At 61.2% G+C, this 23,378-nt stretch carries 21 protein-coding genes; 12 read left to right on the plus strand and 9 right to left on the minus strand.

Going from position 1 to position 23,378, the window contains the following annotated elements; genetic code table 11:
- Positions 1 to 454 precede the first annotated feature (454 nt).
- The 3 genes from BUA38_RS24570 (at position 455) to BUA38_RS24580 (ending at position 2,945) form a co-directional block, all read left to right on the plus strand.
- Positions 455 to 904, plus strand: coding sequence for a LysR substrate-binding domain-containing protein (locus tag BUA38_RS24570; protein ID WP_276328174.1), 450 nt, complete (start codon positions 455 to 457; stop codon positions 902 to 904).
- A 178-nt stretch (positions 905 to 1,082) separates the two neighbouring features.
- Positions 1,083 to 2,156 (plus strand): transglycosylase, encoded by a 1,074-nt coding sequence (locus BUA38_RS24575; protein ID WP_072821970.1) that lies wholly within the window; start codon positions 1,083 to 1,085, stop codon positions 2,154 to 2,156.
- A 297-nt stretch (positions 2,157 to 2,453) separates the two neighbouring features.
- The gene (locus BUA38_RS24580) at positions 2,454 to 2,945 is read left to right on the plus strand and encodes a hypothetical protein (RefSeq protein WP_156898698.1); all 492 of its coding nucleotides are present in this window, start codon (positions 2,454 to 2,456) and stop codon (positions 2,943 to 2,945) included.
- A 49-nt stretch (positions 2,946 to 2,994) separates the two neighbouring features.
- On the opposite strand, the gene BUA38_RS37040 is transcribed toward BUA38_RS24580, so the two are convergent.
- Entirely contained in the window at positions 2,995 to 3,180 is a 186-nt protein-coding gene (locus BUA38_RS37040; protein WP_156898699.1) for a hypothetical protein, read from the minus strand.
- A gap of 71 nt (positions 3,181 to 3,251) precedes the next feature.
- Positions 3,252 to 3,449, minus strand: a complete 198-nt coding sequence (locus BUA38_RS24585) for a hypothetical protein (protein WP_072821974.1) — start codon at positions 3,447 to 3,449, stop codon at positions 3,252 to 3,254.
- 287 nt (positions 3,450 to 3,736) lie between these two features.
- Here BUA38_RS24585 and BUA38_RS24590 point away from each other — a divergent pair, with 287 nt between their 5' ends.
- On the plus strand, positions 3,737 to 4,525 hold the full coding sequence (locus BUA38_RS24590; RefSeq protein WP_072821976.1) for a DUF4239 domain-containing protein: 789 nt from the start codon (positions 3,737 to 3,739) through the stop codon (positions 4,523 to 4,525).
- Between the two features lie 223 nt (positions 4,526 to 4,748).
- Here the strand turns inward: BUA38_RS24590 and BUA38_RS24595 are convergent, their stop codons facing one another.
- Positions 4,749 to 5,426 (minus strand): lipocalin-like domain-containing protein, encoded by a 678-nt coding sequence (locus BUA38_RS24595; RefSeq protein WP_172806082.1) that lies wholly within the window; start codon positions 5,424 to 5,426, stop codon positions 4,749 to 4,751.
- 272 nt (positions 5,427 to 5,698) lie between these two features.
- Here BUA38_RS24595 and BUA38_RS24600 point away from each other — a divergent pair, with 272 nt between their 5' ends.
- Together BUA38_RS24600 and BUA38_RS24605 are read left to right on the plus strand one after the other, a co-directional pair.
- Entirely contained in the window at positions 5,699 to 7,141 is a 1,443-nt protein-coding gene (locus BUA38_RS24600) for an adenylate/guanylate cyclase domain-containing protein (RefSeq protein ID WP_072821980.1), read from the plus strand.
- A gap of 280 nt (positions 7,142 to 7,421) precedes the next feature.
- The gene (locus BUA38_RS24605) at positions 7,422 to 9,281 is read left to right on the plus strand and encodes a gamma-glutamyltransferase family protein (RefSeq protein WP_172806083.1); all 1,860 of its coding nucleotides are present in this window, start codon (positions 7,422 to 7,424) and stop codon (positions 9,279 to 9,281) included.
- A gap of 166 nt (positions 9,282 to 9,447) precedes the next feature.
- On the opposite strand, the gene BUA38_RS24610 is transcribed toward BUA38_RS24605, so the two are convergent.
- The 3 genes from BUA38_RS24610 to BUA38_RS24620 form a co-directional block, all read right to left on the minus strand.
- A complete protein-coding gene (locus BUA38_RS24610) occupies positions 9,448 to 9,876 on the minus strand; it encodes a GlcG/HbpS family heme-binding protein (RefSeq protein ID WP_072821982.1) in 429 nt (142 codons plus the stop codon).
- A 9-nt stretch (positions 9,877 to 9,885) separates the two neighbouring features.
- The gene (locus tag BUA38_RS24615) at positions 9,886 to 12,831 is read right to left on the minus strand and encodes an FAD-binding and (Fe-S)-binding domain-containing protein (RefSeq protein ID WP_072821984.1); all 2,946 of its coding nucleotides are present in this window, start codon (positions 12,829 to 12,831) and stop codon (positions 9,886 to 9,888) included.
- A gap of 107 nt (positions 12,832 to 12,938) precedes the next feature.
- The gene (locus tag BUA38_RS24620) at positions 12,939 to 13,667 is read right to left on the minus strand and encodes a GntR family transcriptional regulator (RefSeq protein WP_425304928.1); all 729 of its coding nucleotides are present in this window, start codon (positions 13,665 to 13,667) and stop codon (positions 12,939 to 12,941) included.
- A 114-nt stretch (positions 13,668 to 13,781) separates the two neighbouring features.
- On the opposite strand from BUA38_RS24620, the gene BUA38_RS24625 reads away from it, so the two are divergent.
- From BUA38_RS24625 to BUA38_RS24640, 4 genes are all read left to right on the plus strand, one after another.
- Positions 13,782 to 14,990: a pyridoxal-phosphate-dependent aminotransferase family protein gene (locus BUA38_RS24625; RefSeq protein ID WP_072826404.1), complete on the plus strand. Its 1,209-nt coding sequence runs from the start codon at positions 13,782 to 13,784 to the stop codon at positions 14,988 to 14,990.
- Between the two features lie 108 nt (positions 14,991 to 15,098).
- Positions 15,099 to 16,382: an MFS transporter gene (locus BUA38_RS24630; RefSeq protein WP_072821988.1), complete on the plus strand. Its 1,284-nt coding sequence runs from the start codon at positions 15,099 to 15,101 to the stop codon at positions 16,380 to 16,382.
- Between the two features lie 167 nt (positions 16,383 to 16,549).
- Positions 16,550 to 17,749 (plus strand): pyridoxal-phosphate-dependent aminotransferase family protein, encoded by a 1,200-nt coding sequence (locus tag BUA38_RS24635; protein ID WP_072821990.1) that lies wholly within the window; start codon positions 16,550 to 16,552, stop codon positions 17,747 to 17,749.
- Positions 17,750 to 17,788: 39 nt separating this feature from the next.
- Positions 17,789 to 18,586: an enoyl-CoA hydratase/isomerase family protein gene (locus BUA38_RS24640; protein WP_072821992.1), complete on the plus strand. Its 798-nt coding sequence runs from the start codon at positions 17,789 to 17,791 to the stop codon at positions 18,584 to 18,586.
- Positions 18,587 to 18,657: 71 nt separating this feature from the next.
- Here the strand turns inward: BUA38_RS24640 and BUA38_RS24645 are convergent, their stop codons facing one another.
- From BUA38_RS24645 to BUA38_RS24655, 3 genes are all read right to left on the minus strand, one after another.
- Entirely contained in the window at positions 18,658 to 19,473 is an 816-nt protein-coding gene (locus tag BUA38_RS24645; RefSeq protein ID WP_072821994.1) for an outer membrane protein, read from the minus strand.
- Between the two features lie 316 nt (positions 19,474 to 19,789).
- Complete coding sequence (locus BUA38_RS24650; RefSeq protein WP_244553040.1) at positions 19,790 to 20,434, minus strand: cysteine hydrolase family protein; 645 nt, start codon at positions 20,432 to 20,434, stop codon at positions 19,790 to 19,792.
- 148 nt (positions 20,435 to 20,582) lie between these two features.
- A complete protein-coding gene (locus BUA38_RS24655) occupies positions 20,583 to 21,233 on the minus strand; it encodes a class II aldolase/adducin family protein (protein WP_072821996.1) in 651 nt (216 codons plus the stop codon).
- Between the two features lie 114 nt (positions 21,234 to 21,347).
- Here BUA38_RS24655 and BUA38_RS24660 point away from each other — a divergent pair, with 114 nt between their 5' ends.
- Together BUA38_RS24660 and mtnA are read left to right on the plus strand one after the other, a co-directional pair.
- The gene (locus BUA38_RS24660) at positions 21,348 to 22,223 is read left to right on the plus strand and encodes an S-methyl-5'-thioadenosine phosphorylase (protein WP_072821998.1); all 876 of its coding nucleotides are present in this window, start codon (positions 21,348 to 21,350) and stop codon (positions 22,221 to 22,223) included.
- On the plus strand, positions 22,220 to 23,341 hold the full coding sequence (gene mtnA / locus BUA38_RS24665; protein ID WP_072822000.1) for an S-methyl-5-thioribose-1-phosphate isomerase: 1,122 nt from the start codon (positions 22,220 to 22,222) through the stop codon (positions 23,339 to 23,341). The genes BUA38_RS24660 and mtnA overlap by 4 nt, the downstream gene beginning before the upstream one ends.
- Positions 23,342 to 23,378: the final 37 nt, after the last annotated feature.

The following is a 23,378-nucleotide window of genomic DNA, read 5'->3' on the forward strand; positions in this document are numbered from 1 at the left end:
CGTCGGGCCATTTTCTTCTCGGCGGGTATCCTGGTTTGCGATCCCCGGAATCTTCCGGAGTTCTCTTCGGTTCCATCTCGGCTATGTCAACGCCGCCATGGACCACAGCAGCCACGAAAACCAGGATGAGCCGAATTGCCCCAAGTGCGGGCGCAAGCTCGTATTGATTGGATCGCTCCCCAAGATCGGCAGCGAAGTACGAGCGCGCCTCTTCAAGTGCCTCATTTGCCAGTTGGTCATCCGCGTTCCCCCGCTCGATTGACCGCTTTATCGGCGATGTGCTTGGTCTTGATGCTTGGCAGACGTCAGGAAGTGACCTGCTGACGTCCGTTTCCGACCCGGGGCGGACCTCCCGCTAATGTCGTCTAGCCGAGGCAGAAGCGCGCACTCTCCATCTCATGCCTGATCCGTCCCGGACCTACGCCTTGGCGGCGTTCTGTGCAGCCCCGAATACATCGCGTGCAGACGTCGTACCCACTTGCGCATGGTCAACGCTGCCAGTCCCGCCTATCTGGCGCGCTACGGCGTCCCTCGATCGCTAGATGATCTCCAGCGTCAGAAACATCGGACAATTCATTTTTCGACGATGCTGGGCGCAAGACCCTATGGATGGGAATATCCGGACGGCGACAGCTACGCGACGCTGCAGTTGCCGGGTGCGCTACACGTCAACAGCGCGCAGACCTACGAAGCCGCTGCCCTCGCCGGCCTTGGCCTGATTCAAGCGCCACTCTTGGGGATCGGCCGATACTTAGAAAGTGGAGCGCTTGTGGAGATCATACCCGATTTTCGTCGCCCGGCGCTCGCCGTGTCCCTCGTCGTCGCACATCGGAGCAATCTGTCGCGCCGAGTCCGCGCGTTCATGAAATGGATCGAAGGTGTGCTAACGCCGTATCTGGAATAGCGAGCCGCGCTCTATCGCGTGCGTGATCCCGGCGCGGTAGTGGGCGGGTGAGAGCCTCGGGTCCGTCGCCCGGCCTGGGACAGGCCACGAAAAGACATCCAGTGTGGCAAACGTGCACTGGACTACGGGCAACATGCGTGTAGCCTTCTTGTGGGGACCGTGCCGCGGGGGTGGGGCAATGAAAGCCTGGCTGGCTGCCTGCATCGTGGGTGCTATAACATTCACGGGGACGTTCTATCTGCTTGGCGGAAACACGCCAGCCGTGACCGTGCCGGAAGCAATGCCGGAAGCGGCGGTGAGCGACGAGACGCCCGCTTGGCCTGCGCTCTCCGCCGCCATGCCGGAGGCATCTGCCGAAGTTGCAACAGCGTCTGGAGCAACGCCTGAAGCGGAGCCTGGCGCGGTGACCGGAACCGTTTCCGCACCGTCGTCGATGGCCCAGCCGGAAATCAGCGACGATCGCAACGAAACAAAATTGGCGGACGTCAAGTTGGCGGGCACCAAGTTGGCGGATTTGGGCCAGCAAGATGCCGTCCAGCCGGCAACGCGCGACGCCTCGGACGTTGCTTCAAGCCCGGCGCAGGCGCCGCAGGATTTCAAGTACCTCATCTATTACGTCTGGTCCGAAGTGCCGCCTGTCGAGAAGCCGGCGGCAACCGTCCTGAAGTCGCTCAAGGACATCCCGGTCGGCACGCCGGTCGAGGAGATCAAGCGCGCGTCCGATGCTTTCGGCCTGGACTTCAATTTCATGAAAGCGGTTGCCAAGATCGAGTCTGGTTTCGATCCCAAGCAACGGACGGGATCGTATGTCGGCCTGTTCCAACTGAGCAAATACGAATTCAACAAATACGGCTCCGGGCAGATTCTCGATGCCCGCGACAATGCCGTTGCGGCCGCCTACAAGGTCATCACCGAAGGCATCCTGTTCGGGTGGGTGACGCACCGGACGCCGGACTTGAGCGATCTTTATCTGATCCACCAACAAGGCTGGGAAGGCGCCGCCGAGCACATTAGCCAACCCGATCGCATCGCCTGGAAATCCATGTGCGCGACCGGCGAAGGCAAGGAAAAAGGCGAGAAGTGGTGCAAACGCGCGATCTGGCGCAATACCCTTCCGAAGATCAAAGACACGTGGAAGTCGGTGGACAATCTGCCGTCGGGGGCGTTCGCCGGAATGTGGCGCGAACGGGTTGCCGAGTTCATGTCGAAATACATGGCCACCGCGACCGCCGCCGAACGGGCGAACCAGTAAATTTCCGTTGCGTTGCTTGCGGCCCTTTGCCGACCTCTGGCTTGCTGTACGCCATGTCCGCTTCCGGTGGCAGAGCAGGCTGAGGCGAGGGCGGTCGTCGATTTCAGCCAATGACCCGAAGCGGACTCAAGTCGGAAAACTCACAGCATGATGAGCTGACGATCGGGCAAGGTGCAAGTCTGTATGCACATAGCGCGTGACGATTTTAGACAGTCCATTTTCATCGTAGAACACGCCAACCGCAAACACGCCGAATGCTGCTTTAATATCCAACCAGGGAAGAGACGGAGGTCGAAAATGCAGTCCCCTACCGTTCCCCCAGAGCTAAAAGGGGCCAAGGGCGACATCATGGCCGCCAAAATCGAAGTGCCCGTTCTTGCAGTGATGATTTATGGGGTTGTCGAATTCGTCCGACTAGGGTGGTCCCAGGATCATTACTTGTACACTTACGCGCCAGTACTCGGTGGCGTTGCTGCATCAGTGGGTCTCTTCACTTATTGTTTTCTCATATCGGCGGAACGAGGTCGTGGCCGAAAGAATGTCCTGCTGATGCTTGGGTGCCTTCCTTATTCTTATGGGTCATACATTATTGGAGTGCTCGGCCTTTACACAATCTTTGAAGGTATCATCGGCAAGTTTTCACTCTTGTCGATGATTGGCGGGGTCTTCTGGGTTTTTGTCGGATTTCATCTCATCTACCGGTTCTACCTGTTGACCGAGATCGTCAGACAGCACGATGAACGAGGTAACAGAATCTCTCCTAACCCTTCCCAGAGTGAGGTGAGCTGAAGGCGATGTCAGGCCTTGCCGCTTGCTCCAACGTGGCCTGACGTCAAAATCAGAACGGTATCGCCACTTCCTGCGGATCGAACGAAATGGTTGGCGTGTGAAGATGCGCAGCCGCGGCGATCAGCAGGAGCGACAACGCCCAAATCGCGATCGGCACGCCCAACGGCGAACGCCGTAACAGAAAACGCCGCAGCGAGGATGATTTTGGCCCAGAAAGTACGATAGTGGCTGACATTTAAGAACCTCGTTTGTTGCCGTCTCAATAAGACGGTGATGGTTTCTGAAGCTACGTCGATCGATCGCGTCTTACGGAAGTGCGCTCAAGCGAGAGGCGAGTTCGTCGGGCGACATGCCCGGCGCCTTGGACGCCAGAAAAATGACGATCGCGATAACCAGCAAAAATGCCACGAAGCTCAGCGCGGCGGTTGCGCTGAACGGAAGCGTTTTGACCTGGGATTGTGGGAAAGAGGTCGATGGGACAAAATTCATCGTCACGTCCTCCATACGAAGAGCCGAAAACCGGTTGTTCGCAACCCCGCTCGTTCGGGCTCGGTCAGGATGCTAGGCCCCATTCCGTTTCAGGACTGTGTTGTGACTTTCGGAAAATGGTTTCGTCAAATGGCGAATGACGAAGTGGTCTAAAGCGGGGGCGGGATGTGGTTTCCGCCAACGACGGACATCGGCCGGTTGCGGCGATTGTGCCTGCCTCACCTTTCGGCGTGCCGGCGTACCCGATATGATGACCTGTCCTTGGCCTCGGGGAGGGTGATGAGGCGGCGCGGGGGAATGCGATGAGCGACTGGGTACACGATCTGCCGGTGCTGTGGATGGCGCTGGTCGTATTCGGCTTCACCTATCTACTCGCCGCGATCATCTTCGTTGCCGTGATGGCGCTCGCGACCGGTGAGCGCGCCAAATCGTTCAGGGCGGTTTCTCCGGGAATGCTGCCGGTGCTGGGCATTATCTTCGGCCTGTTCGTTGCGTTTACCGCGGCACAGGTCTGGGCCGACAATGATCATGCGAGTGCTGCGGTGAGCCGCGAGGCCAGTGCGCTGCGCGCGGTGGTGCTGCTCGCCGCCGGCCTGCCGGCCGAGCAGGAGGCGCGTTTGCTGGCTCTGATCCACACTTACGTCGAGCACGCCGTGACGGTGGAATGGCCTGACATGGCGCACCAGACGGCGTCGCTGAAGGCTACGCCGGCGGCGCTTGCCGAGGCGCTGCAACTGGCTGTCGCGATGACACCGCAGGGGGCGGGCCAGCAGACGGCGCAGCGTGAAATCATTTCGGCCCTCGGGACCGCACTGGACGCGCGCCGGCAGCGGATCATCATCAGTCAGTCGGAGGTCAATGCGGTCAAATGGTGGTGCCTGTATTTGCAGGCGGTCTGCGAGTTGCTCGCGATCGCCATCGTGCACTGCGACAACAGGCTGGCATCGGGCATCGCGATGGGCCTGTTTGCGACTGGCGTGGCCGTTTCGGTGTTGCTGATTGTTGCGCATGATCGGCCGTTCACCGGTCAGATTTCCGTCGGCCCTGGTTCGTTGCAGCAAATCATGCCGGGGGAATCGACGAAGCGGTGAAATGCCCTTCGCTGACGGGGTGATCGAATGACGGTTTCCCGACTTCCGCTATTGGCCCCTTTGAGACATGCTGACCAGTGCTGTCGATGTCCGTTCATAGGGGAGGATCGGAAGTGTCCGGCGCACCATCAGGGCGACGCGATTGACGCAATGCGGACCTTCGGAGGCTGACTCGGTTCAGCGCTTCAGCGTACAAGGACGTCGAACACTAGCCCGGCCGCTCTTAGCGTTCGCGCTCCCAGGCGAGGGTTCCGACCACCTTCTTGCCGGGATAAACGGCACTGGCTTGTTCAGCCGTTCGAATGGTCAGCTTGTCGCCCTGCAACTTGAAAAATCTCACCTGGTCCTGCCCGGTCAGAAGCTCATTCCAGGATATATCGACCTTGGTCGTGAACTTGTCGTCCTCGATCGTGAATGGGCCGGTGTAAACCATCAGCGTCTTAAGGAGAGCTGCCGACTCTGCATCGCTGGCCGCCGGCTTGCGATTTGCCGCCGCGATGACGAATGCCGCGTACCCGTCCGGCGTGATGAGCGCCCTGCCTTTCGGATCGCGACCAAACGGTTCGGTGACGTCTCCACCGATGATTTGAATGGTCCACGAAGTCAGCTTCCAACTGCCGGCCAGCTGCCTCGCTATGTCCTGCGCGAAAGCCAATCCAGGCGCAAAATAGCAATACGCGACAACAGCGAGGGCGAAGAAGCGCATATGTTGTCTCCTAGGAAAGGAACAGGCTTCGAGAATGGCCATACTAGCCCGGGGGGAATGAAACCTGCGAGCCCTTCGACGACTGCCTCCTGGCCCGGCACGCCAAATCCTTCGGGCAGCGGAGTGCAACAGGTCCGACACGGTGGCTCCATCGGCGATCCAGATCTCCAGGCCGAATTGTTTCAGCGTGGGCATGCTAACTCTCGTCATTCCGTGGTCGCGCAGGATGTCACTATGCAACAACCAACGGAAGTATCGGAGCGGCGGGCGCCGCAGTAGCTTTCGAAGTCCTGGCCCAACTTGCGCACAATCGACCCTCTGGTCTAGATAAGGCGATAGCCCGGTCGAAAAGTGCGCCGTCAGAACCAGCTCCGCCGCGAAAGAAAATACCCAAGGTCGGCACTACACGCTCAACTCGCTCCTTCGCGCCGCCCAACCCCTTGTGTTGTCATACGGGAGACATCGAGATGGTCAGCGCTGTCAATGAGCCGTTGCTGGACGAACGTCTGGCCGCGCTTGAAGAAGCGAGGGCATGGAGTCCGCGGCTGATATCAAAGCTCGAAAATCACATTCGCACCGCAGACGATCTGGCTTTATTCCGGATCAACGCCTTCAGCTTCGCCCAGGAGCGCAGTCTCGCCGAGAACGAAATCATCGACCTGTTTCTTCATGCCACGGCGCTCGGCCTTTTTATGATGGATTGGTCGCTGTACTGTCCGCAATGTTGCTGCGTGGTCGAGAGCTTCCGCAGCTTGAAGGGTCTACACAATCACTATCACTGCGCGTTCTGCCAGGTCGGGTTTGACGCGGCGCTCGATGAATATATCGCGGTCGCCTTCACAGTCAGTCCTGACATCCGCAGGATAGCGTTTCATGATCCGGAGCAACTCTCGGCCTGGGACAAGTTTTTCAAGACACAGAACACGGCCGAAGGCGTGCTGCCGGATGGTCAGCCGCTGGTGAATGCCAAGGCGGCGCTTGCGCGGTCGGTGACCTATCTGCCGGCGGGTGAGACCACGTCCATCGAAATCGAGGTCGATGAAGGCACGGTCGTTGCCACCTGTCCGGCCGGCAGAGTCGCGCTTGTCATCTCGATCGCCGGAGCGCCAGCTTCAGGTCCGCAAGTTGTGCCCGTCGCTTATGGCGATGATAAAGCGAACGCCCACGACGTGCGCGAGATGGCGCCCGGCAAGATTGTTTTTGCGCTTGCCAACAAGACCTCGGAGCGCGGCATGTTTGCCATCGCCGTGCTGCCGCCCGGTTTCGACATGAGCGGCGCCCCGGTGCATTTCATCCCGTTTCTCAACGGCAAACGTCTGCTGACCACGCAGGCCTTTCGCGATCTCTTCCGCTCCGAGGTCATCAAGGCGCAGGAGGGAATTGGGGTCAAGGACATCACGCTGCTCTTCACGGATCTCAAGGGGTCGACTGCGCTCTATGACCGCATCGGCGACCTCAATGCCTTCGCGCTCGTGCAGCGGCATTTCGATCTGATTCAGGATGTCGTGGTCCGACACCGTGGCGCGATTATCAAGACCATTGGCGATGCCGTCATGGCCACGTTCCTGGAACCCGCCGATGCGGTCGCCGCGGCGCTTTCGATGCGCAATGAGATCGATGTCTTTAACCGCACGCAGGCTGACCGCGCGCTCATTCTCAAGATCGGGATCCACAAAGGCGCGGCGATTGCGGTCACGCTGAACGAACGGCTCGATTACTTCGGCCAGACGGTCAACATCGCCGCGCGCGTGCAGCAGCTCGCGGATGCCGAAGAGATTTTTGTCTCGGAGGATGTCTATTCGGCCGAAGGCGTGCACGCGCTGCTTGCTTCCCGAGAGGTCGCATCAAGCGTCTCCAAGTTAAAGGGCGTTCAGCAGGACCTGCGCGTGTTCCGTGTTGCGAAGGACTAGTATGGATGGCCGGGCGGTAGGCGAGTGGAAGTGACGCCGTTCTTCGAACGGTTATGCCCTGCCATGACGAATGAGGGTCGCTTCCACACTGACGACGCGGTGGCACGTGACAACGCGATGCCAATGACGCAAAGCAGCATTCGTCCTGAAGACACTATCCTGAAACCGGTGTAGCGTCCGTCGCCGTTTATAGCATTTGAAGCCTGGCGCCGTCTTTGGTTCGATTTCGATCGATGGTCGATCGGCGTCCGTGTTCTTTGGCGCTGATTGGATGGGGAAGATGGGGACGATCGTGAAGATTTCAGCACTCGTAGCCGCCACGTTGGCGCTTCCATGTTTTACGTCTTCGACAATGGCGCAGACGACCCCGCCATTGTCGGCATGCTTCGGAAAGACGAAGGCTCCAGCGTGCGATGCGGTACGCGGCGACCGGGCGGATGGTTGGCGCGCACAAAGTCGCGCCGAGGTGATGGCACCACACGCCATGGTAACGACCAGCCAGCCGCTCGCTGCGCAGGCGGGACTACAGATCATGTTGCGTGGCGGCAATGCCATTGACGCGGCGGTTGCTACTTCGGCTGTGCTTAATCTGGTCGAGCCAATGAATGTCGGTGTAGCCGGCGATCTCTTTGCAATTATCTACGTTGCGAAGGAAAAGAAACTCTACGTCTTGAACGCAAGTGGCATGGCCCCATCGGGCGCGACGGTCGAGCACTTTAGCTCGCTTGGTTACCACGCTGATCCGAATAATTGGGGACCAGGGTCGGGAATGCCGGTCTTCGGCATTCTACCCGTGACCGTACCGGGTACTGCCTGGGGATGGGAGGAAGTTCTTAAACGTTTCGGTAAGTTGAGCTTCAAGGAAGTTCTGCAGCCGGCAATCGACTATGCTGAAAATGGTTTTCCGATTTCGCAGCGGATTGCTAACGACTGGCATCTACCCAATGCGCTGCCGTTGAGGGCCTGTTGCAATTCACTTGATCCGGATTCAGTGGCAACGTGGTACATCGACGGAAAACAACCCGTCGCCGGCCAGATATTTCGCAATCCGGACCTCGCGAAGACCTTTCGCCTGTTGCAGCAGCACGGCCGCGACGGCTTTTACAAAGGTGAGGTTGCCGAAGCGATCGTGGCGAAATCCAACGCGCTCGGCGGCAGTATGACGCTCGATGACCTCGCCAATTACAAGGGCGAATGGGTTGAAGCTGCGGCAAGCGATTATCACGGATATACGCTCAACGAACTACCTCCGCCGTCGCAGGCATGGGGCGCCAACCTCATGCTCAATATCCTCGAATCCTGCGTTCCGAAATGGACCAATGGCAAGACGCTGGCGAGCCTCGGGCCGCGCAGCCCGAAATACTGGCACTTGCTGGTTGAGGCAAAGAAGCTCGCTTATGCAGACCTGTTTCGCTACAACGCCGACCCCAATTTTGTAAAAGTGCCAATCGACATGCTGGTGTCGAAGACCCACGCCGAATCGTTGTGCGGCAAGGTCGATCCAGAGCGTGCCTCAGCGACTGGCCCGATATCCACCGCCGATTCAAGCGGCGACACGATCGTATTGTCAGCGGCCGATGACGAAGGAAACATGGTCTCGTGGGTCAACAGCAATTTCGCGGGGTGGGGCTCAGGCGTCACAGTGCCAGGCTATGGATTCATTCTGCACAATCGCGGGGCACTATTTTCGCTCGATCCGAAGAGCCGGAACGTAATCGAACCCCGTAAGCGGCCCTTCAATACGTTAGCGGCCGGATTCGTGATGAAAGATACGAAGCCTCTTATGACGATCACGCTGATGGGCGGTGACATGCAGGCGCAAGGCCATGCGCAGGCGCTCGTGGACATATTCGATCTCGGCGCCAACATGCAGGCTGCGGCTGACATGGCGCGTTTCCATCACGTTCAGGTGCCGAACCGGCTGGAGCTTGAGTCAAACCTTTATGCTTTGGTCGGCAAAGATCTGGCGGGCATGGGGCACAACGTAACCTCGATTGACGGGGCTGCCGTCGGAGGTTTCCAATCGATACTTGTGATGCCGGATACGCCGGCGATCTTTGGATCAAGCGCCCAACCTGGTCACGGCTTCTATCGAGCAGGTTCCGACCCACGCAAGGATGGTCAGGCGGTCGGGTGGTAAGTACTCGCTCGTTTCGACGAAGTGGAGCTTCGGATAGTGACACTTGGCGTGCGCTATAAGCGAACCCCGACCACTGACCGGTGAAGTCGGGGCTCTTTCCGACCGGAAGTCCGCTCTTTGAGGTGAGGCGGACGCGTCCGGGGCAGCTTCGTGTTGGGGCCGGCAGCTACCCCGGATTGGGCTTCAATCCGGCGGCCTCGATGCCGGCGATGGCACAGATTTCGTCATTGTCGGAGGTGTCGCCGGAGACGCCGACCGCGCCGAGGAGCTTGGCGCCATCCTGAATCAGCACGCCGCCCGGCACCGGCACGAGGCGTCCTTCCGCGAGCGCGTTCACGGCGCTGACGAAATAAGCCTGCTCCTGGGCGCGCTGGAACAAGGCGCGAGAACCCATGCCCATCGCGAGCGCGCCGTAGGCCTTGCCGTGCGCGATCTCGGCCCGCATCAGGCTGGTGCCGTCCTGCGCGGCGGTGACCTTCACCGCGCCGCGGGCGTCGAGCACGGTGATGACGAGCGGCTTCAGTTTCTTCTCGACGGCCTTCGCAAGCGCGGCGTCGAGAATCTTGCGGGCAACGTCGAGGGTCAGTTCGGACATGAAACTTCCTTAGATGTGAGAGGAGGGTCGTTGGTTGGAAAGGCTCATCGCCAGCGCACGGGCGACGTGAATGGCTGATCGTTCGGTGCCGTCCTTGATCTGATGGCGGCAGGAAGTGCCGTCGGCGATCACGAGCGTATTCGCACCGGCGCGGCGCACGGCGGGCAACAGTGAGAGTTCGGCCATCTCGATCGAGGTGTCGTAGGTGTCGCTGCCATAGCCGAACGCGCCGGCCATGCCGCAGCAACTGGACTCGATCGTCTCGACCTTCAGATCCGGAATCAGCCGCAGCGCCTGTTCGACCGGCTTGAACGCGCCAAAGGATTTCTGGTGGCAATGGCCGTGCACCACCGCTTTCTCGGCGATCGGTTTCAGCGGCAGCGAAAGATGCCCGGTGGCCGCCTCGCGCACCAGGAATTCCTCGAACAACAGAGCGTGCGCGCTGACGGCCTTCGCCGTTTCGTCGGAGCGTAGCGACAGGAGTTCATCGCGCAGCGTCAGAAGGCAACTCGGCTCGAGGCCGACGATCGGCACGCCGCGGGCGGCAAAGGGGGCATAGGTCTCAACCAGTCGGTCGAGCTCGGCGCGGGCATGGTCGACCAGTCCGGCGGAAAGGAACGTGCGGCCGCAGCACAAGGGCCGGCCGCCGCCGGTAGGCTTGGGAACATGGACGCGATATCCGCCTGCGATCAGCACCTGCAAGGCCGCGTCGAGATTTTCGCGTTCGTAAGTGCGATTGAAGGTGTCGCCGAACAATACGACCTCGCGGCCGTCTGCGGGGCCGAATATTTCGCCTTGCGGATCGAAGACGTCGCGCCGCCATGCGGGCAATGCGCGCTTGGCGCTGATCCCGGCGACCCGCTCGAACAGCGCGCGCAGGAGCTTGCTCTTGTTGCGCCAGTTGGCGAGCGGAGCGAGCTTCGAGAACAGCGGCGCATAGTGCGGGAGAAAACCCACCAACCGATCGCGCAAGGAGAGGCCGTGTTTGGCGCGGCGCGCGGACAGTACTTCGATCTTCATCTTGGCCATGTCGACGCCGGTCGGGCATTCATGACGGCAGGCCTTGCAGGACACGCAGAGTTTCATCGTGTCCATCATCGCATCGGACGAAAGCGCGTCCGGTCCGAGCTGGCCGGAGATCGCAAGCCGCAGCGTGTTGGCGCGGCCGCGCGTGACATCCTTTTCGTTGCGCGTGGCGCGATAGGACGGGCACATCACGCCGCCTTCGAGCTTGCGGCAGGCGCCGTTGTTGTTGCACATCTCGACCGCGCCCTGGAAACCGCCGCCGGAGCCGGGATAGGCCGACCAGTCGAGCTCGGTCTTGAAATCTCGGACAGCGTAGCCCGGCGTGTAACGGAACAGGGAGCGGTCGTCCATTTTCGGCGGATCGACGATCTTGCCGGGATTGAGCACGTGGCCGGGATCGAAACGCTCTTTGACTTCCCTGAAGTCGGCGATGATGCGCGGGCCAAACATGCTCTCGTGAAATTCCGAACGCACGAGGCCGTCGCCGTGCTCACCGGAATGCGAACCCTTGTATTCCCGCACCATCGCGAAGGCTTCCTCGGCGATGGCGCGCATCGCCTTGACGTCCTTCTCGAGCTTCAGGTTCAGCACCGGGCGGACATGCAGGCAGCCTTCGCTCGCATGCGCATACATGGTGCCGCGGGTCCCGTGCTTGGCGAACACTTTATTGAGCCGGTCGGTGTAGTCGGCGAGGTGGGGCAGGGGCACCGCGCAGTCCTCGACGAACGAAACCGGCTTGCCCTCCTGCTTCATCGACATCATGACGTTGAGGCCGGAGGTGCGGAAATCGGCGATCGCGGTCTGCACGGCCGGCTCGACCACGTCGACCACGCCGCCCCATTTGCGCTTGTCGTTGTTCCAGTCGAAACCGAGATCGCCCATCAGCTCGGAGAGCTGTTTCAGCTTCTGAAAGTTTTGCGGCTGGTCTTCCTCGGCGAATTCGACGATCAGAAGCGCGTCGGGATCGCCCTTGACCGTGGCCTCGATCACGGGGCGGAACATCGCGATATCGCGCCCGAGCGCGATCATGGTGCGGTCGACAAGCTCCACCGCAATGGGGCGCAGCTTGACGAGGTGCTGCGCGGCGTCCATCGCCTCGTAGAAGCTGCCGAAGTGGCAGACGCCGAGCACCTTGTTTTTGATGACAGGCCACAGCTTCAGTTCGACCCGCGTGGTGAAGGCGAGCGTGCCTTCCGAGCCGACCAGAATATGCGCCATGTTGTTGGCGGCGTTGCGCGGGACGAGCGCGTCGAGATTGTAGCCGCCGACGCGGCGCTGCACTTTGGGAAACTTGTCGGCAACTTCCGCAGCCTCGCGGCTACCTAGAGCCAGCATGTCGCGGAACAGCGCGGACGATTTGTCATTCGCTTGCCCAAGGTCGCGCGACACCTCGCCGAAGTGCATCAGCGTGCCGTCGGCCAAGGCCGCATCCATCGACAGCGTGTTGTCGCGCATGGTGCCGTAGCGCAGCGAGCGCCCGCCGCAGGAATTGTTGCCGGCCATGCCCCCGATGGTGGCGCGCGAGGCGGTCGAGACATCGACCGGAAACCACAGGCCGTGCTTCTTCAGTTGGCGGTTGAGGTCGTCGAGCACGATGCCGGGTTCGACCACGCAAGTTTTGTTTTCGACGTCGAGCGAGATGAGTTTGTTCAGGTGCTTGGAGAGATCGATGACGATGCCGTCATTGATGGTCTGGCCGCATTGCGAGGTGCCGCCGCCGCGCGGGGTGACTTTCCGCCCGGCGTCGCGGGCAATCGCGAGCGCCCTTAAGCCCTCGTCGATGGTGCGGGGGACCACGACCCCCGCGGGCACGATCTGGTAGAACGAGGCGTCGGTGGCATAACGGCCGCGGTTGAAGGAATCGAACAAGACGTCGCCCGTGATCTCGCGCGACAGCCTGTCCTTCAAGCTCAAGTCCGTGTCCGTCATCCCGTCCCCGTTTCGCCCAAAGGCGATCTGCCTTTGCCTACCTCAAGGCAACCTCGAAGGCAATTTTGAATGCAAAATGTGGCTTTTCCGGCCTCGCCCGCAGGCGATCAGGCCGGTTCGGACGTTGTATCCGCACCAGCCTTGAGGTGTTCGACCGCGGCGGTGCGCTTGTTGCGCAGATGCTTGAACAGGATGTCCGAGAGTTCGTTGCCGGCGCGGCGGCGCAACGCTTCCAGGATCGTCTCGTGCTCACGCATGGCCTCGCCCCAGCGCTCGCGCTTGCGGGCGAAGTTGGCGGAATAACGCACGCGGCGAATGCGCCCGGCGAAATTCGCGTAAGCGGCCTTCAGCGTGCCGTTGCGAGAGGCTTCCACGATCTTCTGATGGATCAGCTGGTTGACGTGGAAATAGCCGTGCATGTCGCGGTGCAGGTAAAAGCCGTACATTTCGTAGTGCAGCCGCTCGATTTCGGCGATTTCCGCATCCGTGATGTTTTCGCAAGCCAAGCGGCCCGCAAGGCCTTCAAGTCCGCCCATGACGTCGAACAGTTCGCCGAGATCCTGTTCGCTCAACGCACGCACCCGCGCGCCGCGGTTGGGCAGCAGTTCGACCAGCCCTTCGGCCGCCAGGACCTTGAGCGCTTCCCGCAAGGGCGTGCGGGAGATACCGAGCATCTCGCACAACTGCCGCTCGGGAACGCGTCCGCCGTCCGGGATGTTACCCTCGACGATATGGTCGCGCAGCTTGCTAAGGATCTCGTCGTGCAGGGATGGCTCTTCCCGCGTGCTTTCGCCGAGCGCCAGCGCCGCGGTGTCATCTGGAATCATCGGTTTCATGGTTCCAAACATACGTGAGGTGAGGGGCTGCCGTCGACCCCATTTGAACACAATTTAGAACTTGATGCTCTCAAAATTGAATGCAATATGGGGGTTCAAGCGGAGGAAAACACCATGAGCAAGCAGCAAGGACGCCATTTCCTGAACATTCCGGGCCCGAGCCCCGTTCCGGACCGCGTGCTTCGCGCCATGGACATGCCGGTCATCGACCACCGCAGCGCCGAGTTCGCCGAACTCGGCAAGCAGGTGTTCGAGGGCTGCCAGAAGATCTTCAAGACCAAGGGTCCGGTGATCGTGTTTCCATCCTCCGGCACAGGCGCCTGGGAAGCGGCGATCGTCAACACGCTGTCGCCCGGCGACAAGGTGCTGATGGTCGAGACCGGCCATTTCGCCACGCTCTGGCAGCAGATGGCGAAGCGCTGGGGCCTCGATGTCGAATTCCTCCCCGGCGACTGGCGTCATGGCGCGAGCCCCACCGAGATCGAGGAGAAGCTGAGGGGCGACAAGTCGCACGCCATCAAGGCGGTGATGGTGGTCCATAACGAAACATCCACCGGCGTGACCAGCCGGGTCGGCGAGATCCGCGCCGCCCTGGACCGGGTCGACCATCCGGCGCTGCTCCTGGTCGATACGATTTCCTCGCTCGGCTCGGTCGACTTCAAGCACGATGAGTGGAAGGTCGACGTCACCGTGAGCTGCTCCCAGAAGGGTTTCATGCTGCCGCCGGGGCTCGGCTTCAACGCGGTCTCGGACAAGGCGCGCGCCGCTTCCAAGACCAACAAGATGCCGCGCTCCTATTGGGATTGGGAGGAGATGCTCAAGCCGAACGCCAACGGCTTCTTCCCCTATACGCCGGCGACCAATCTGCTCTACGGGTTGAAGGAAGCAATTAGCATGATGCTCGAGGAAGGCCTCGATAACGTCTTCGCCCGCCACAAGCGCCTAGCGGCGGCGACCCGCGCCGCGGTCACCCACTGGGGACTTGAAGTGCTGTGTCAGGAGCCCGAGGAATATTCGCCGGTCTTGACCGCCGTGCTGATGCCGCCCGGGCATAACGCCGACGAATTCCGTAAAGTCACGCTCGAGAAGTACAACATCTCGCTCGGCTCGGGCCTCTCCAAGGTCGCCGGCAAGGTGTTCCGTATCGGCCATCTCGGCGAGTGCAATGAACTCACATTGCTCGGCGCGCTCTCCGGTGTCGAGATGGGGATGACGGCGGCCGGCGTGCCGCACCGCGCGGGCGGCGTCGATGCCGCGATGAAGTCGCTGGAAGACGCCGACAAGTCCAACGCACCGACCCATCTGAAGATGGTCAAGCCTTAAGTCGGGATGGCGAAAGCTTGAGTTTGCCGCCATCAATTGGCGGCAATTTGTCCTGATCCATCAAAGACGTCAGAGCCAACGTAAAAGTTGCAGGGAAGGTTGAGCGCAATGAGGCTTCCGTTGAAGGCGACCCATGTCGTGCTCGGCATGCTCTGCGTGATGTACTTCATCACCTATGTCGACCGGGTGAACATCGGAACGGCTGCGAGCGAGATCCAGAAGGAACTGCATCTTTCGAATACCCAGCTCGGGCTGGTCTTCTCGGCCTTTGCCTATCCCTACCTCCTGTTCCAGGTGATCGGCGGCTGGGTCGGCGATCACTTCGGCCCGCGGCGGACGCTGTTCTGGTGTGGCCTGATCTGGGCGGCCTCGACGATCGCCACCGGCTTTGTCACTGGCCTTACGACGCTGTTCATCGCCCGCGTCGCGCTCGGCTTCGGCGAAGGCGCGACCTTCCCGACCGCGACCCGCGCAATGCAATACTGGACGCCGGCCGGCCGGCGCGGGTTTGCGCAAGGATTGACCCACGCCTTTGCGCGTCTGGGCAATGCGATCACCCCGCCTTTGATTGCGGCCCTGATGGCCTGGCTCACCTGGCGCGGCTCGTTCGTTCTGCTCGGCGTCGTCAGCCTGGTCTGGGGTCTGGTCTGGGTGCTCTATTTCCGCAACGACCCCAAGGACCACCCGTCGATCACGCCGGAGGAACTGGCCACCCTGCCGCCGCGCCCGTCCGGCCCCAAGCCGCAGGTGCCGTGGGGGCCGTTGGTGCAGCGGATGTGGCCGGTGACGCTGACCTACTTCTGCTACGGCTGGAGCCTGTGGCTCTATCTCAACTGGTTGCCGCTGTTCTTCAAGAACAGCTACCAGCTCGATATCAAGAACTCCGCGCTGTTTGCCTCCGGCGTGTTCTTGGCCGGCGTGGTCGGCGACAGCCTCGGCGGCATCCTGTCCGATGGCATTTTCAAGCGGACCGGGAACGTGCGCTTTGCCCGGCTGTCCGTGATCGTCGCCGGCTTCACCGGCGCATTGCTGTCGCTGGCGCCGATCTTCTTCTTCCACGAGATTACGGTCGTGGCGCTATGTCTTTCCTCCGGCTTCTTCTTCATCGAAATCATCATCGGCCCGATCTGGTCGGTGCCGATGGACATCGCGCCGAAATATTCCGGCACGGCCTCAGGCCTGATGAACACCGGTTCGGCCTTTGCCGCCATCGTCTCGCCGCTGGTGGCGGGCTATGTGATCGACGTCACCGGCAACTGGTATCTGCCCTTCATCATGTCGATCGGGCTGTTGTTGCTGGGCGGTTTCTGCGCCTTCCTGATGCATCCCGAGACGCCGTTCGAGGACGGCGGGACCGAGGTCGGCGCAGGGCGACCGCAGCCGGCGGAGTGATAGGACGGTTTTTCCCCGTGGGAGCCGTTTCAGCGCTTGCTCTGGCCCCGTAAAGGGCCGGGTAGCCCTATACGTTCTTATGGATTGACGAAATGCCCCTCTCCGGGGGACAAGGCCTGCCAATAGTCGAGCGCTTGCGCTTTGGATTTCCCGGGAAGGACGCCCCCATGGCCCTGCATACAGGACGGCATTTTCTTCAGATTCCAGGCCCTACCAATATACCGGACCGGGTCCTGCGTGCCATGGACCGGTCGGCGCTGGACCATCGCGGCCCGGAATTCGCCGAGTTCGGCTTTGCCGTGTTTTCGGGAATGCAGCGCATTTTCCGCACCAAGCAGCCCGTGATCATTTTCCCGTCCTCGGGCACCGGCGCCTGGGAGGCGGCCATCGTCAATACGCTGTCGCCCGGCGACAAGGTGCTGCTCGCCGAGACCGGCCAGTTCGCGGTGCTGTGGAAGGGCATTGCCGAGAAGTTCAAGCTCGACCTCGAATTCCTGCCGACCGACTGGCGCCGCGGCGCCGACGTCGCCGAGATCGAGGCGCGCCTGGCCTCCGACAAGTTGCACCAGATCAAGGCCGTGCTCGTCATCCATAACGAGACCTCGACTGGCTGCGTCACGCACCCATTGGAGGTTCGCAAGGCGCTCAACCGCACCAACCATCCGGCGCTGCTGATGGTCGACACCATCTCGGGCCTTGCCTCGATGGAATACGAGCACGACGCCTGGGGCATCGACATTTCCGTCGGCGGCTCGCAGAAGGGCATGATGCTGCCGCCGGGCCTCTCCTTCAACGCGGTCTCCGAGAAGGCGCTCGCGATCTCGAAGGCCAATACGTCGCTGCGGTCCTATTGGGATTGGCACGACATGCTCGAGTTCAACAAGATCGGCACCTTTCCCTATACGCCCGCGATCAACCTGCTGTTCGCGCTGCGCGAGGCGATCGCGATGCTGGAGGAAGAAGGCCTCGAGAACGTGTTCGCCCGCCACAAGCGCCATGCGGCCGCGACCCGCGCTGCCGCCAAGGTCTGGGGCCTCGAACTCGTCTGTCTCGATCCGAACGCCTACTCGCCGTCGCTGACCGCGGTGATGACGCCGGAAGGCCACGATGCGGATGCGTTCCGTAAAGTCGTGCTGGACAACTTCGACATGTCGCTGGGCACGGGCCTCGGCAAGCTCAAGGGCAGGGCGTTCCGCATCGGCCATATCGGCCACTTCAACGATCTGATGCTGATGGGAACGCTTGCGGGCGTCGAGATGGGCCTCGACCTTGCGAAGGTGCCGCATCGTGCCGGTGGCGTGCTGGCCGCCATGGACATCCTGAAGAACCGCGACGTCGTCGCCATGCCGAAGGCGGCCGTGGCGTAACGTCTGAAGTTTTCTCAACAAGAACAGAAAGAGCGCGACATGAACGCCCCCGTCACCGCGACCGAAGACCTGATCTACAAGGTCGAAGACGGCATCGCCCGGATGACTTTCAACCGTCCGCAGGCGCGCAATGCGCTGACCTTTGCGATGTACGAGCAGATGGCGGTGATCTGCGAGGCCATCAACGCCGATCGTTCGATCAAGGCGCTGATCATCACGGGCGCGGGCGACAAGGCATTTGCGTCAGGGACTGACATCTCGCAGTTCCGCGCCTTCAAGACCGCGCAGGACTCGCTTGATTACGAAGCGCGCATCGATCGCGTGCTTGGCACGCTGGAGCAGTGCCGCGTTCCGGTGATTGCGGCGATCGCGGGCGCTTGCACCGGCGGCGGCGCGGGCATTGCCGCCTGCTGCGATATCCGCATCGGCACCGAAGCCACCAGGATCGGCTTCCCGATCGCGCGCACGCTCGGCAATTGCCTGTCGATGTCGAACATCTCGCGCCTGGTTTCGCTGATCGGGCCGGCGCGCACCAAGGACCTGATCTTCAAGGCGCGCCTCGTCGAAGCGCCGGAAGCGCTGGCGCTCGGCCTGCTCAACGAGATCGTGCCCGACGTCGAAACGCTGCAACGCCGCGCCGACGAGACCGCCAAGCTCGTCGCCGGCCACGCGCCGATCACACTCGAAGTCACCAAGGAAGCCGTGCGCCGCATCCGCCGCACGCTCTCGCGCGACGAAGGCGAGGACCTGATCCTCAAGGCCTATATGAGCGAGGATTTCCGCGAGGGCATGGACGCCTTCCTCAACAAGCGGGCGCCGAATTTTAAAGGCAAGTAAGCCGTAACCGTTCGCTCAACAAAAAGCCCGGCTCGATGCCGGGCTTTTCAGTTTTCGGGAGGAGGAAAACGTCAGTACTTCGCCACCACCGGGCCGCCGAACTTGTAGTTGACGCCGGCGCGCAGGATGTTGTCGGTGATGTGGGAGTTGTAGCTGGTGGTGACGAAGCCGCCGCCCAGCGCGGTAAGCGTGGTCCCGAACGTGCCGGACACGTGGCCAAGGTCGACATAGAGATATTCGAGCCTGGCAGTCCAGTTACCACCGATCGCGCCTTCGACGCCGGCGCCGACCGTCCAGCCCACGTTGGTGGTCGAGCTCGAGAAGCTGTTCAAGACGCCGACCGTTTCGCCGGTCTTCACTTCGCCGTAAGCAAGACCGCCGGTGGCGTACAGCAACACCTGCGGGGTGGCGAGGATGCCGGCGCGACCGCGAACGGTGCCGAACCAGTCGATCTTCTGGCTCACGCTTGCAGCGACGTCGGGCAGAGCGAGAGCTGCAGGCGGCAGACATGTGACCGCCGGACAGATGAAATTGCGGCTTCCTTTTTCATCGGTGCCCTGGATGTCGGCCTCGAGACCCCACAACCAGTTCTGCATCTGCCAGTTATAACCGATCTGGCCACCGCCAACGATGCCGTCCAGGTTCGAGCTGCCGCCAGTTGTGACGAACGTCGTGCCCAAACCGTTGGTGACCGTAGAGGTGTCGCTCGACCTTCCCCAGCTGTAGCCGACATTGCCGCCGACGTAGAAGCCCGTCCAGTTGAACACGGGCTCAACGTAAACGGGGGCCTTGGTGTAGACCGGCTGCTTCACAGCGAGGTCGGCGGCGAATGCGCCCGTCGTGAATAGCGAGGCGGCCGCGGAAATTCCGATCAACAAGCGCTTCATGGCAATTCCCCAGCAAAACCAAAATATGATCGCAAACATACTGCTGAGTCGCGACACAGGGTGTCGCGCAACTACCACAGGTAGAGATATTCGGCCCGTGGCCAGATTGTGTTGAAAATTTGAATAGTTCGCCAAACCATTGATTTGGCACGGGCTATGTCTCAAGCCTATACTCAAGGGGAACCTTAAGCGGCGATGTTTTCCGTTTTCCAGCGTCGTGTTCAGCGGCTAGGCGCTCCCCCGAATCGCCGTTTTAGCGGTCCTCGCCGCTCAAGCGACTGGCGAGGACCGCTCAGAATATCTCGCTCCTGCGAATTCAGGTCAGAAGCTTCAAGAACTCGTCATGGTTCATAGGGCGTGAGAACATTCCAAAATTATGGGTCAGCGCCATGTCCTGCGCCTCCTGGCTAAGCGTGGCGGTGCAGTCTTTCAGCGTCACGACGTCGAATCCGCGTTCGTAGGCACTTCGCATCGTCGACTCTACGCAGCAATTCGTCAGGAAGCCACCCAGAGCCACCGTCCGTATTCCCTTGCTGCGCAGGATAAAATCGAGGTTGGTGCTGGGAAAGGCATCGAGGCCGCGCTTTCCCTCGACAACGATATCTTCGGGGTGCGGCGTCAGGGAGTCGACGATGGCTGCGCCCCACGAACCCTTACGAAAGGCCTTGTTATCGACGACGCCCTTCAGGATTCCGTAAGGGGCACCCGTAAGCTCGCCATACCCTTCCGCGAAGGTAATGGGCGCGTGCATGATCGTGGCGCCTGCGGCACGGCTCTTGGTTGCGACTTCAATTGTGTTTGCCAGCATATTGTTCTTTTTCATGACGTCCTTGACGCCATCATGGAAAACGCCACCCGGCGTCGTGAAGTCGTTTTGATATTCGATCAGGACAATTGCCGTTGTTTCGGGATTCATTGGCTCACTCCCCTGTTTCTTCTGCTTTTTGCCCGTTTTGCTCAAGGCGGATCCAGCGATCCCAACCCTTCGTTCGGACAAGCCACGATACGCTTTTTCTAAAGGAACGGGTAATAGCTAATTGTCATCGGTGCCAAGGTTCGGTCCTCTGATCCATCGCTTCCATGAATTGGATCAGGTGCAGTCTGAACGGTCATTCTTCGCCGACGCCATATCCGGCCATGCGGGTGCGGACGTTTTCGATCTCGGCCTTCGACAACAAGGGCGGTGTGCCGATCTGAAGGCAGCCGTGATATTGCCGCGCCAGCGTCTCGACCTCGACCGCAAGCCACATGGCTTTCGCAAGCGAAGTTCCCACCACGATCATGCCGTGATGGGCCAACAGACAGGCGGAGCGGTCCGCAAGCGCTGTAACCGCGTGGCGCGACAGTTCTTCGGTGCCGAAGGTCGCATAGGGCGCGCAGCGAATGGTGTCGCCGCCGGCGCACGCAATCATGTAATGCACCGCCGGGATCTCGCGGCCCATGATGGCGAGGACGGTCGCAAAGGGCGGGTGCGCATGGACCACCGCATTCACCTCGGGGCGGGCTTTGAGGATATCACGGTGAAAGCGCCATTCGCTGGACGGCCGTTGTCCGCCGCCGGGCTCACTGTCCAGCTTCATGAACACGATCTGGTCCACCTGCATGGCGTTGTAAGGCACGGAGGTCGGTGTGATCAGCATGCCGTCGTCATGCCGCAGGCTGATATTGCCTGAGGTGCCCTGGTTGATGCCAAGCCGGTTCATCTCGCGGCAGGCGTCGATGATCTGATGACGCTTATCCTGGTCGCTTGCGATAGACATAAACCTTCCTTGAGCGGTCAGCAGAGGGCTTTGCGGCGCGAAAACAATAGTTGAATATGGCCTTGCGATATAGTCGCCTTGGTTTGGCGGCCAGCGAAAACAAACGGAGCAATCATGACCAAAGCCGTGCTTGGCATTATCGGAGGGTCCGGCATCTACGATCTGCCGGGACTTGAAAATGCCCGCGACGAGATGGCCACAAGCCCGTGGGGCGCGCCGTCGGCGCCGCTGCGCCATGGCACCATCGCAGGCTTGCCGGTCGTGTTCCTGACCCGGCACGACAAGGGGCATCGGCTGTCGCCCTCCGATATCAACTATCGCGCCAATATCGACGTGCTCAAACGCGCCGGCGTCACCGATCTGATCTCGCTGTCGGCCTGCGGCTCGTTCAAGGAGGAGTTGAGGCCTGGCACCTTCGTACTGGTCGATCAGTTCGTCGATCGCACCTTTAGGCGCGAGAGCTCGTTCTTCGGCAAAGGCTGCGTCGCGCATGTCTCGATGGCGCACCCGGTTTCGCCGCGCCTGCCCCTGCATCTGGCGGCAGCCGCGGAAGCCGAAGGCATTCCGTTTGCGCGCGGCGGCACGTATGTGTGCATCGAGGGTCCGCAGTTCTCGACGCTCGCCGAGAGCCTGACCTACAAGGGCCAGGGCTACTCAGTGATCGGCATGACCAACATGCCCGAGGCCAAGCTCGCGCGCGAGGCGGAGATTTGCTACGCGAGCGTCGCCATGGTGACCGACTTCGACTGCTGGCATCCCGATCACGACGCCGTCACCGTGAGCGATATCATTCGTGTGCTCAGCGCCAATGCCGAGAAGGCGAGCCATCTGGTGGCGCGGCTGGCGCGGGATTTCCCCAGGGAACACGAGCTATGTCCGATCGGCTCGGATCGCGCGCTCGACAGCGCGCTGATCACGGCCCCCGAGGCGCGCGACGGCGAGCTGTTGAAAAAGCTCGATGCGGTCGCCGGGCGAGTTTTGCGAAAATGAAGGTCGACGGCCAATCCTTTCGCAGCATCTGGGTCGAGGGCGACGGCTGGACGATCGGCGCCATCGACCAGCGCCGTTTGCCGCATGAATTCGTCATCGCGAAGCTTACGTCGTGCGAGGAAGCGGCCGACGCGATCCGCGCCATGCTGGTGCGCGGCGCGCCCTTGATCGGCGCGACGGCGGCCTGCGGCGTAGCGCTGGCGATGCGTGTTGACGCATCCGACGCCGCGCTGGAGCGCGCCTATGCGATGCTGATCGCGGCACGGCCGACCGCGATCAACCTGAAATGGGCGCTTGACGAAATGCGCAAGACCCTCGCGCCACTTGCGCCGCCGGATCGGGCGCGGGCCGCCTACGTGCGCGCCGGCGAAATCGCCGAAGAAGATGTTGCGATCAATCAGGCGATCGGCCGCCACGGCCTCGGCTTGATCGAAGCGATTGAGCCGCGGAAAAAGCCAGGTCAGGCGATCAACATTCTCACGCATTGCAATGCGGGCTGGTTGGCTACCGTCGATTGGGGAACGGCGACCGCGCCGATCTATCTGGCGCACGACGGCGGCCTGAACGTCCATGTCTGGGTCGACGAGACCCGCCCGCGCAATCAGGGGGCGTCGTTGACGGCCTGGGAGCTGTCGCACCATGGCGTGGCGCACACCGTGATCGCGGACAATACCGGCGGCCATCTGATGCAGCATGGCATGGTCGATCTCGTCATCACCGGCACCGACCGCGTCACGGCCAATGGCGACGTTTGCAACAAGATCGGCACCTATCTAAAGGCGCTCGCGGCCTTCGACAATGGCGTGCCGTTTTATGTCGCGCTGCCGTCGCCGACGATCGACTTTTCGGTGTTCGATGGCGTGAGGCAAATTCCGATCGAGCAGCGCGGCGCCGACGAAGTCGCCACCATGACCGGGCGCACGCGCGAGGGAAAAATCGAAACGGTGCGGATCGTCCCTGACGGCTCTCCCGTCGCCAACTATGCCTTCGACGTCACGCCCGCGCGGCTCGTCAGCGGACTGATCACCGAGCGTGGCGTGGTGCAGGCAGAACGCACCGCGCTCGCGCGGGCGTTTCCCGAGCGGGCTCAGAATTCAAGGCAAGGAGATATAGTTTAAATTAAGCGTGATTTCATTGTCGACCAATTTTCATGCG

Origin of the sequence: Bradyrhizobium erythrophlei, from assembly GCF_900142985.1 — a bacterium.
GTDB classification, from domain to species: domain Bacteria; phylum Pseudomonadota; class Alphaproteobacteria; order Rhizobiales; family Xanthobacteraceae; genus Bradyrhizobium; species Bradyrhizobium erythrophlei_B.

Excerpts from the sequence above, each read along its gene's own strand:
- BUA38_RS24595 (WP_172806082.1), bottom strand. The coding sequence starts at position 5,426 with ATGCCCACGCTGAAACAATTCGGCCTGGAGATCTGGATCGCCGATGGA.
- BUA38_RS24645 (WP_072821994.1), bottom strand. The coding sequence starts at position 19,473 with ATGAAGCGCTTGTTGATCGGAATTTCCGCGGCCGCCTCGCTATTCACG.
- BUA38_RS24585 (WP_072821974.1), bottom strand. The coding sequence starts at position 3,449 with ATGGAGGACGTGACGATGAATTTTGTCCCATCGACCTCTTTCCCACAA.
- BUA38_RS24620 (WP_425304928.1), bottom strand. The coding sequence starts at position 13,667 with ATGAAACCGATGATTCCAGATGACACCGCGGCGCTGGCGCTCGGCGAA.
- mtnA (WP_072822000.1), top strand. The coding sequence starts at position 22,220 with ATGAAGGTCGACGGCCAATCCTTTCGCAGCATCTGGGTCGAGGGCGAC.
- BUA38_RS24590 (WP_072821976.1), top strand. The coding sequence starts at position 3,737 with ATGAGCGACTGGGTACACGATCTGCCGGTGCTGTGGATGGCGCTGGTC.
- BUA38_RS24640 (WP_072821992.1), top strand. The coding sequence starts at position 17,789 with ATGAACGCCCCCGTCACCGCGACCGAAGACCTGATCTACAAGGTCGAA.
- BUA38_RS24615 (WP_072821984.1), bottom strand. The coding sequence starts at position 12,831 with ATGACGGACACGGACTTGAGCTTGAAGGACAGGCTGTCGCGCGAGATC.
- BUA38_RS24655 (WP_072821996.1), bottom strand. The coding sequence starts at position 21,233 with ATGTCTATCGCAAGCGACCAGGATAAGCGTCATCAGATCATCGACGCC.
- BUA38_RS24580 (WP_156898698.1), top strand. The coding sequence starts at position 2,454 with ATGCAGTCCCCTACCGTTCCCCCAGAGCTAAAAGGGGCCAAGGGCGAC.
- BUA38_RS24600 (WP_072821980.1), top strand. The coding sequence starts at position 5,699 with ATGGTCAGCGCTGTCAATGAGCCGTTGCTGGACGAACGTCTGGCCGCG.
- BUA38_RS37040 (WP_156898699.1), bottom strand. The coding sequence starts at position 3,180 with ATGTCAGCCACTATCGTACTTTCTGGGCCAAAATCATCCTCGCTGCGG.
- BUA38_RS24625 (WP_072826404.1), top strand. The coding sequence starts at position 13,782 with ATGAGCAAGCAGCAAGGACGCCATTTCCTGAACATTCCGGGCCCGAGC.
- BUA38_RS24660 (WP_072821998.1), top strand. The coding sequence starts at position 21,348 with ATGACCAAAGCCGTGCTTGGCATTATCGGAGGGTCCGGCATCTACGAT.
- BUA38_RS24630 (WP_072821988.1), top strand. The coding sequence starts at position 15,099 with ATGAGGCTTCCGTTGAAGGCGACCCATGTCGTGCTCGGCATGCTCTGC.
- BUA38_RS24575 (WP_072821970.1), top strand. The coding sequence starts at position 1,083 with ATGAAAGCCTGGCTGGCTGCCTGCATCGTGGGTGCTATAACATTCACG.
- BUA38_RS24610 (WP_072821982.1), bottom strand. The coding sequence starts at position 9,876 with ATGTCCGAACTGACCCTCGACGTTGCCCGCAAGATTCTCGACGCCGCG.
- BUA38_RS24635 (WP_072821990.1), top strand. The coding sequence starts at position 16,550 with ATGGCCCTGCATACAGGACGGCATTTTCTTCAGATTCCAGGCCCTACC.
- BUA38_RS24605 (WP_172806083.1), top strand. The coding sequence starts at position 7,422 with ATGGGGACGATCGTGAAGATTTCAGCACTCGTAGCCGCCACGTTGGCG.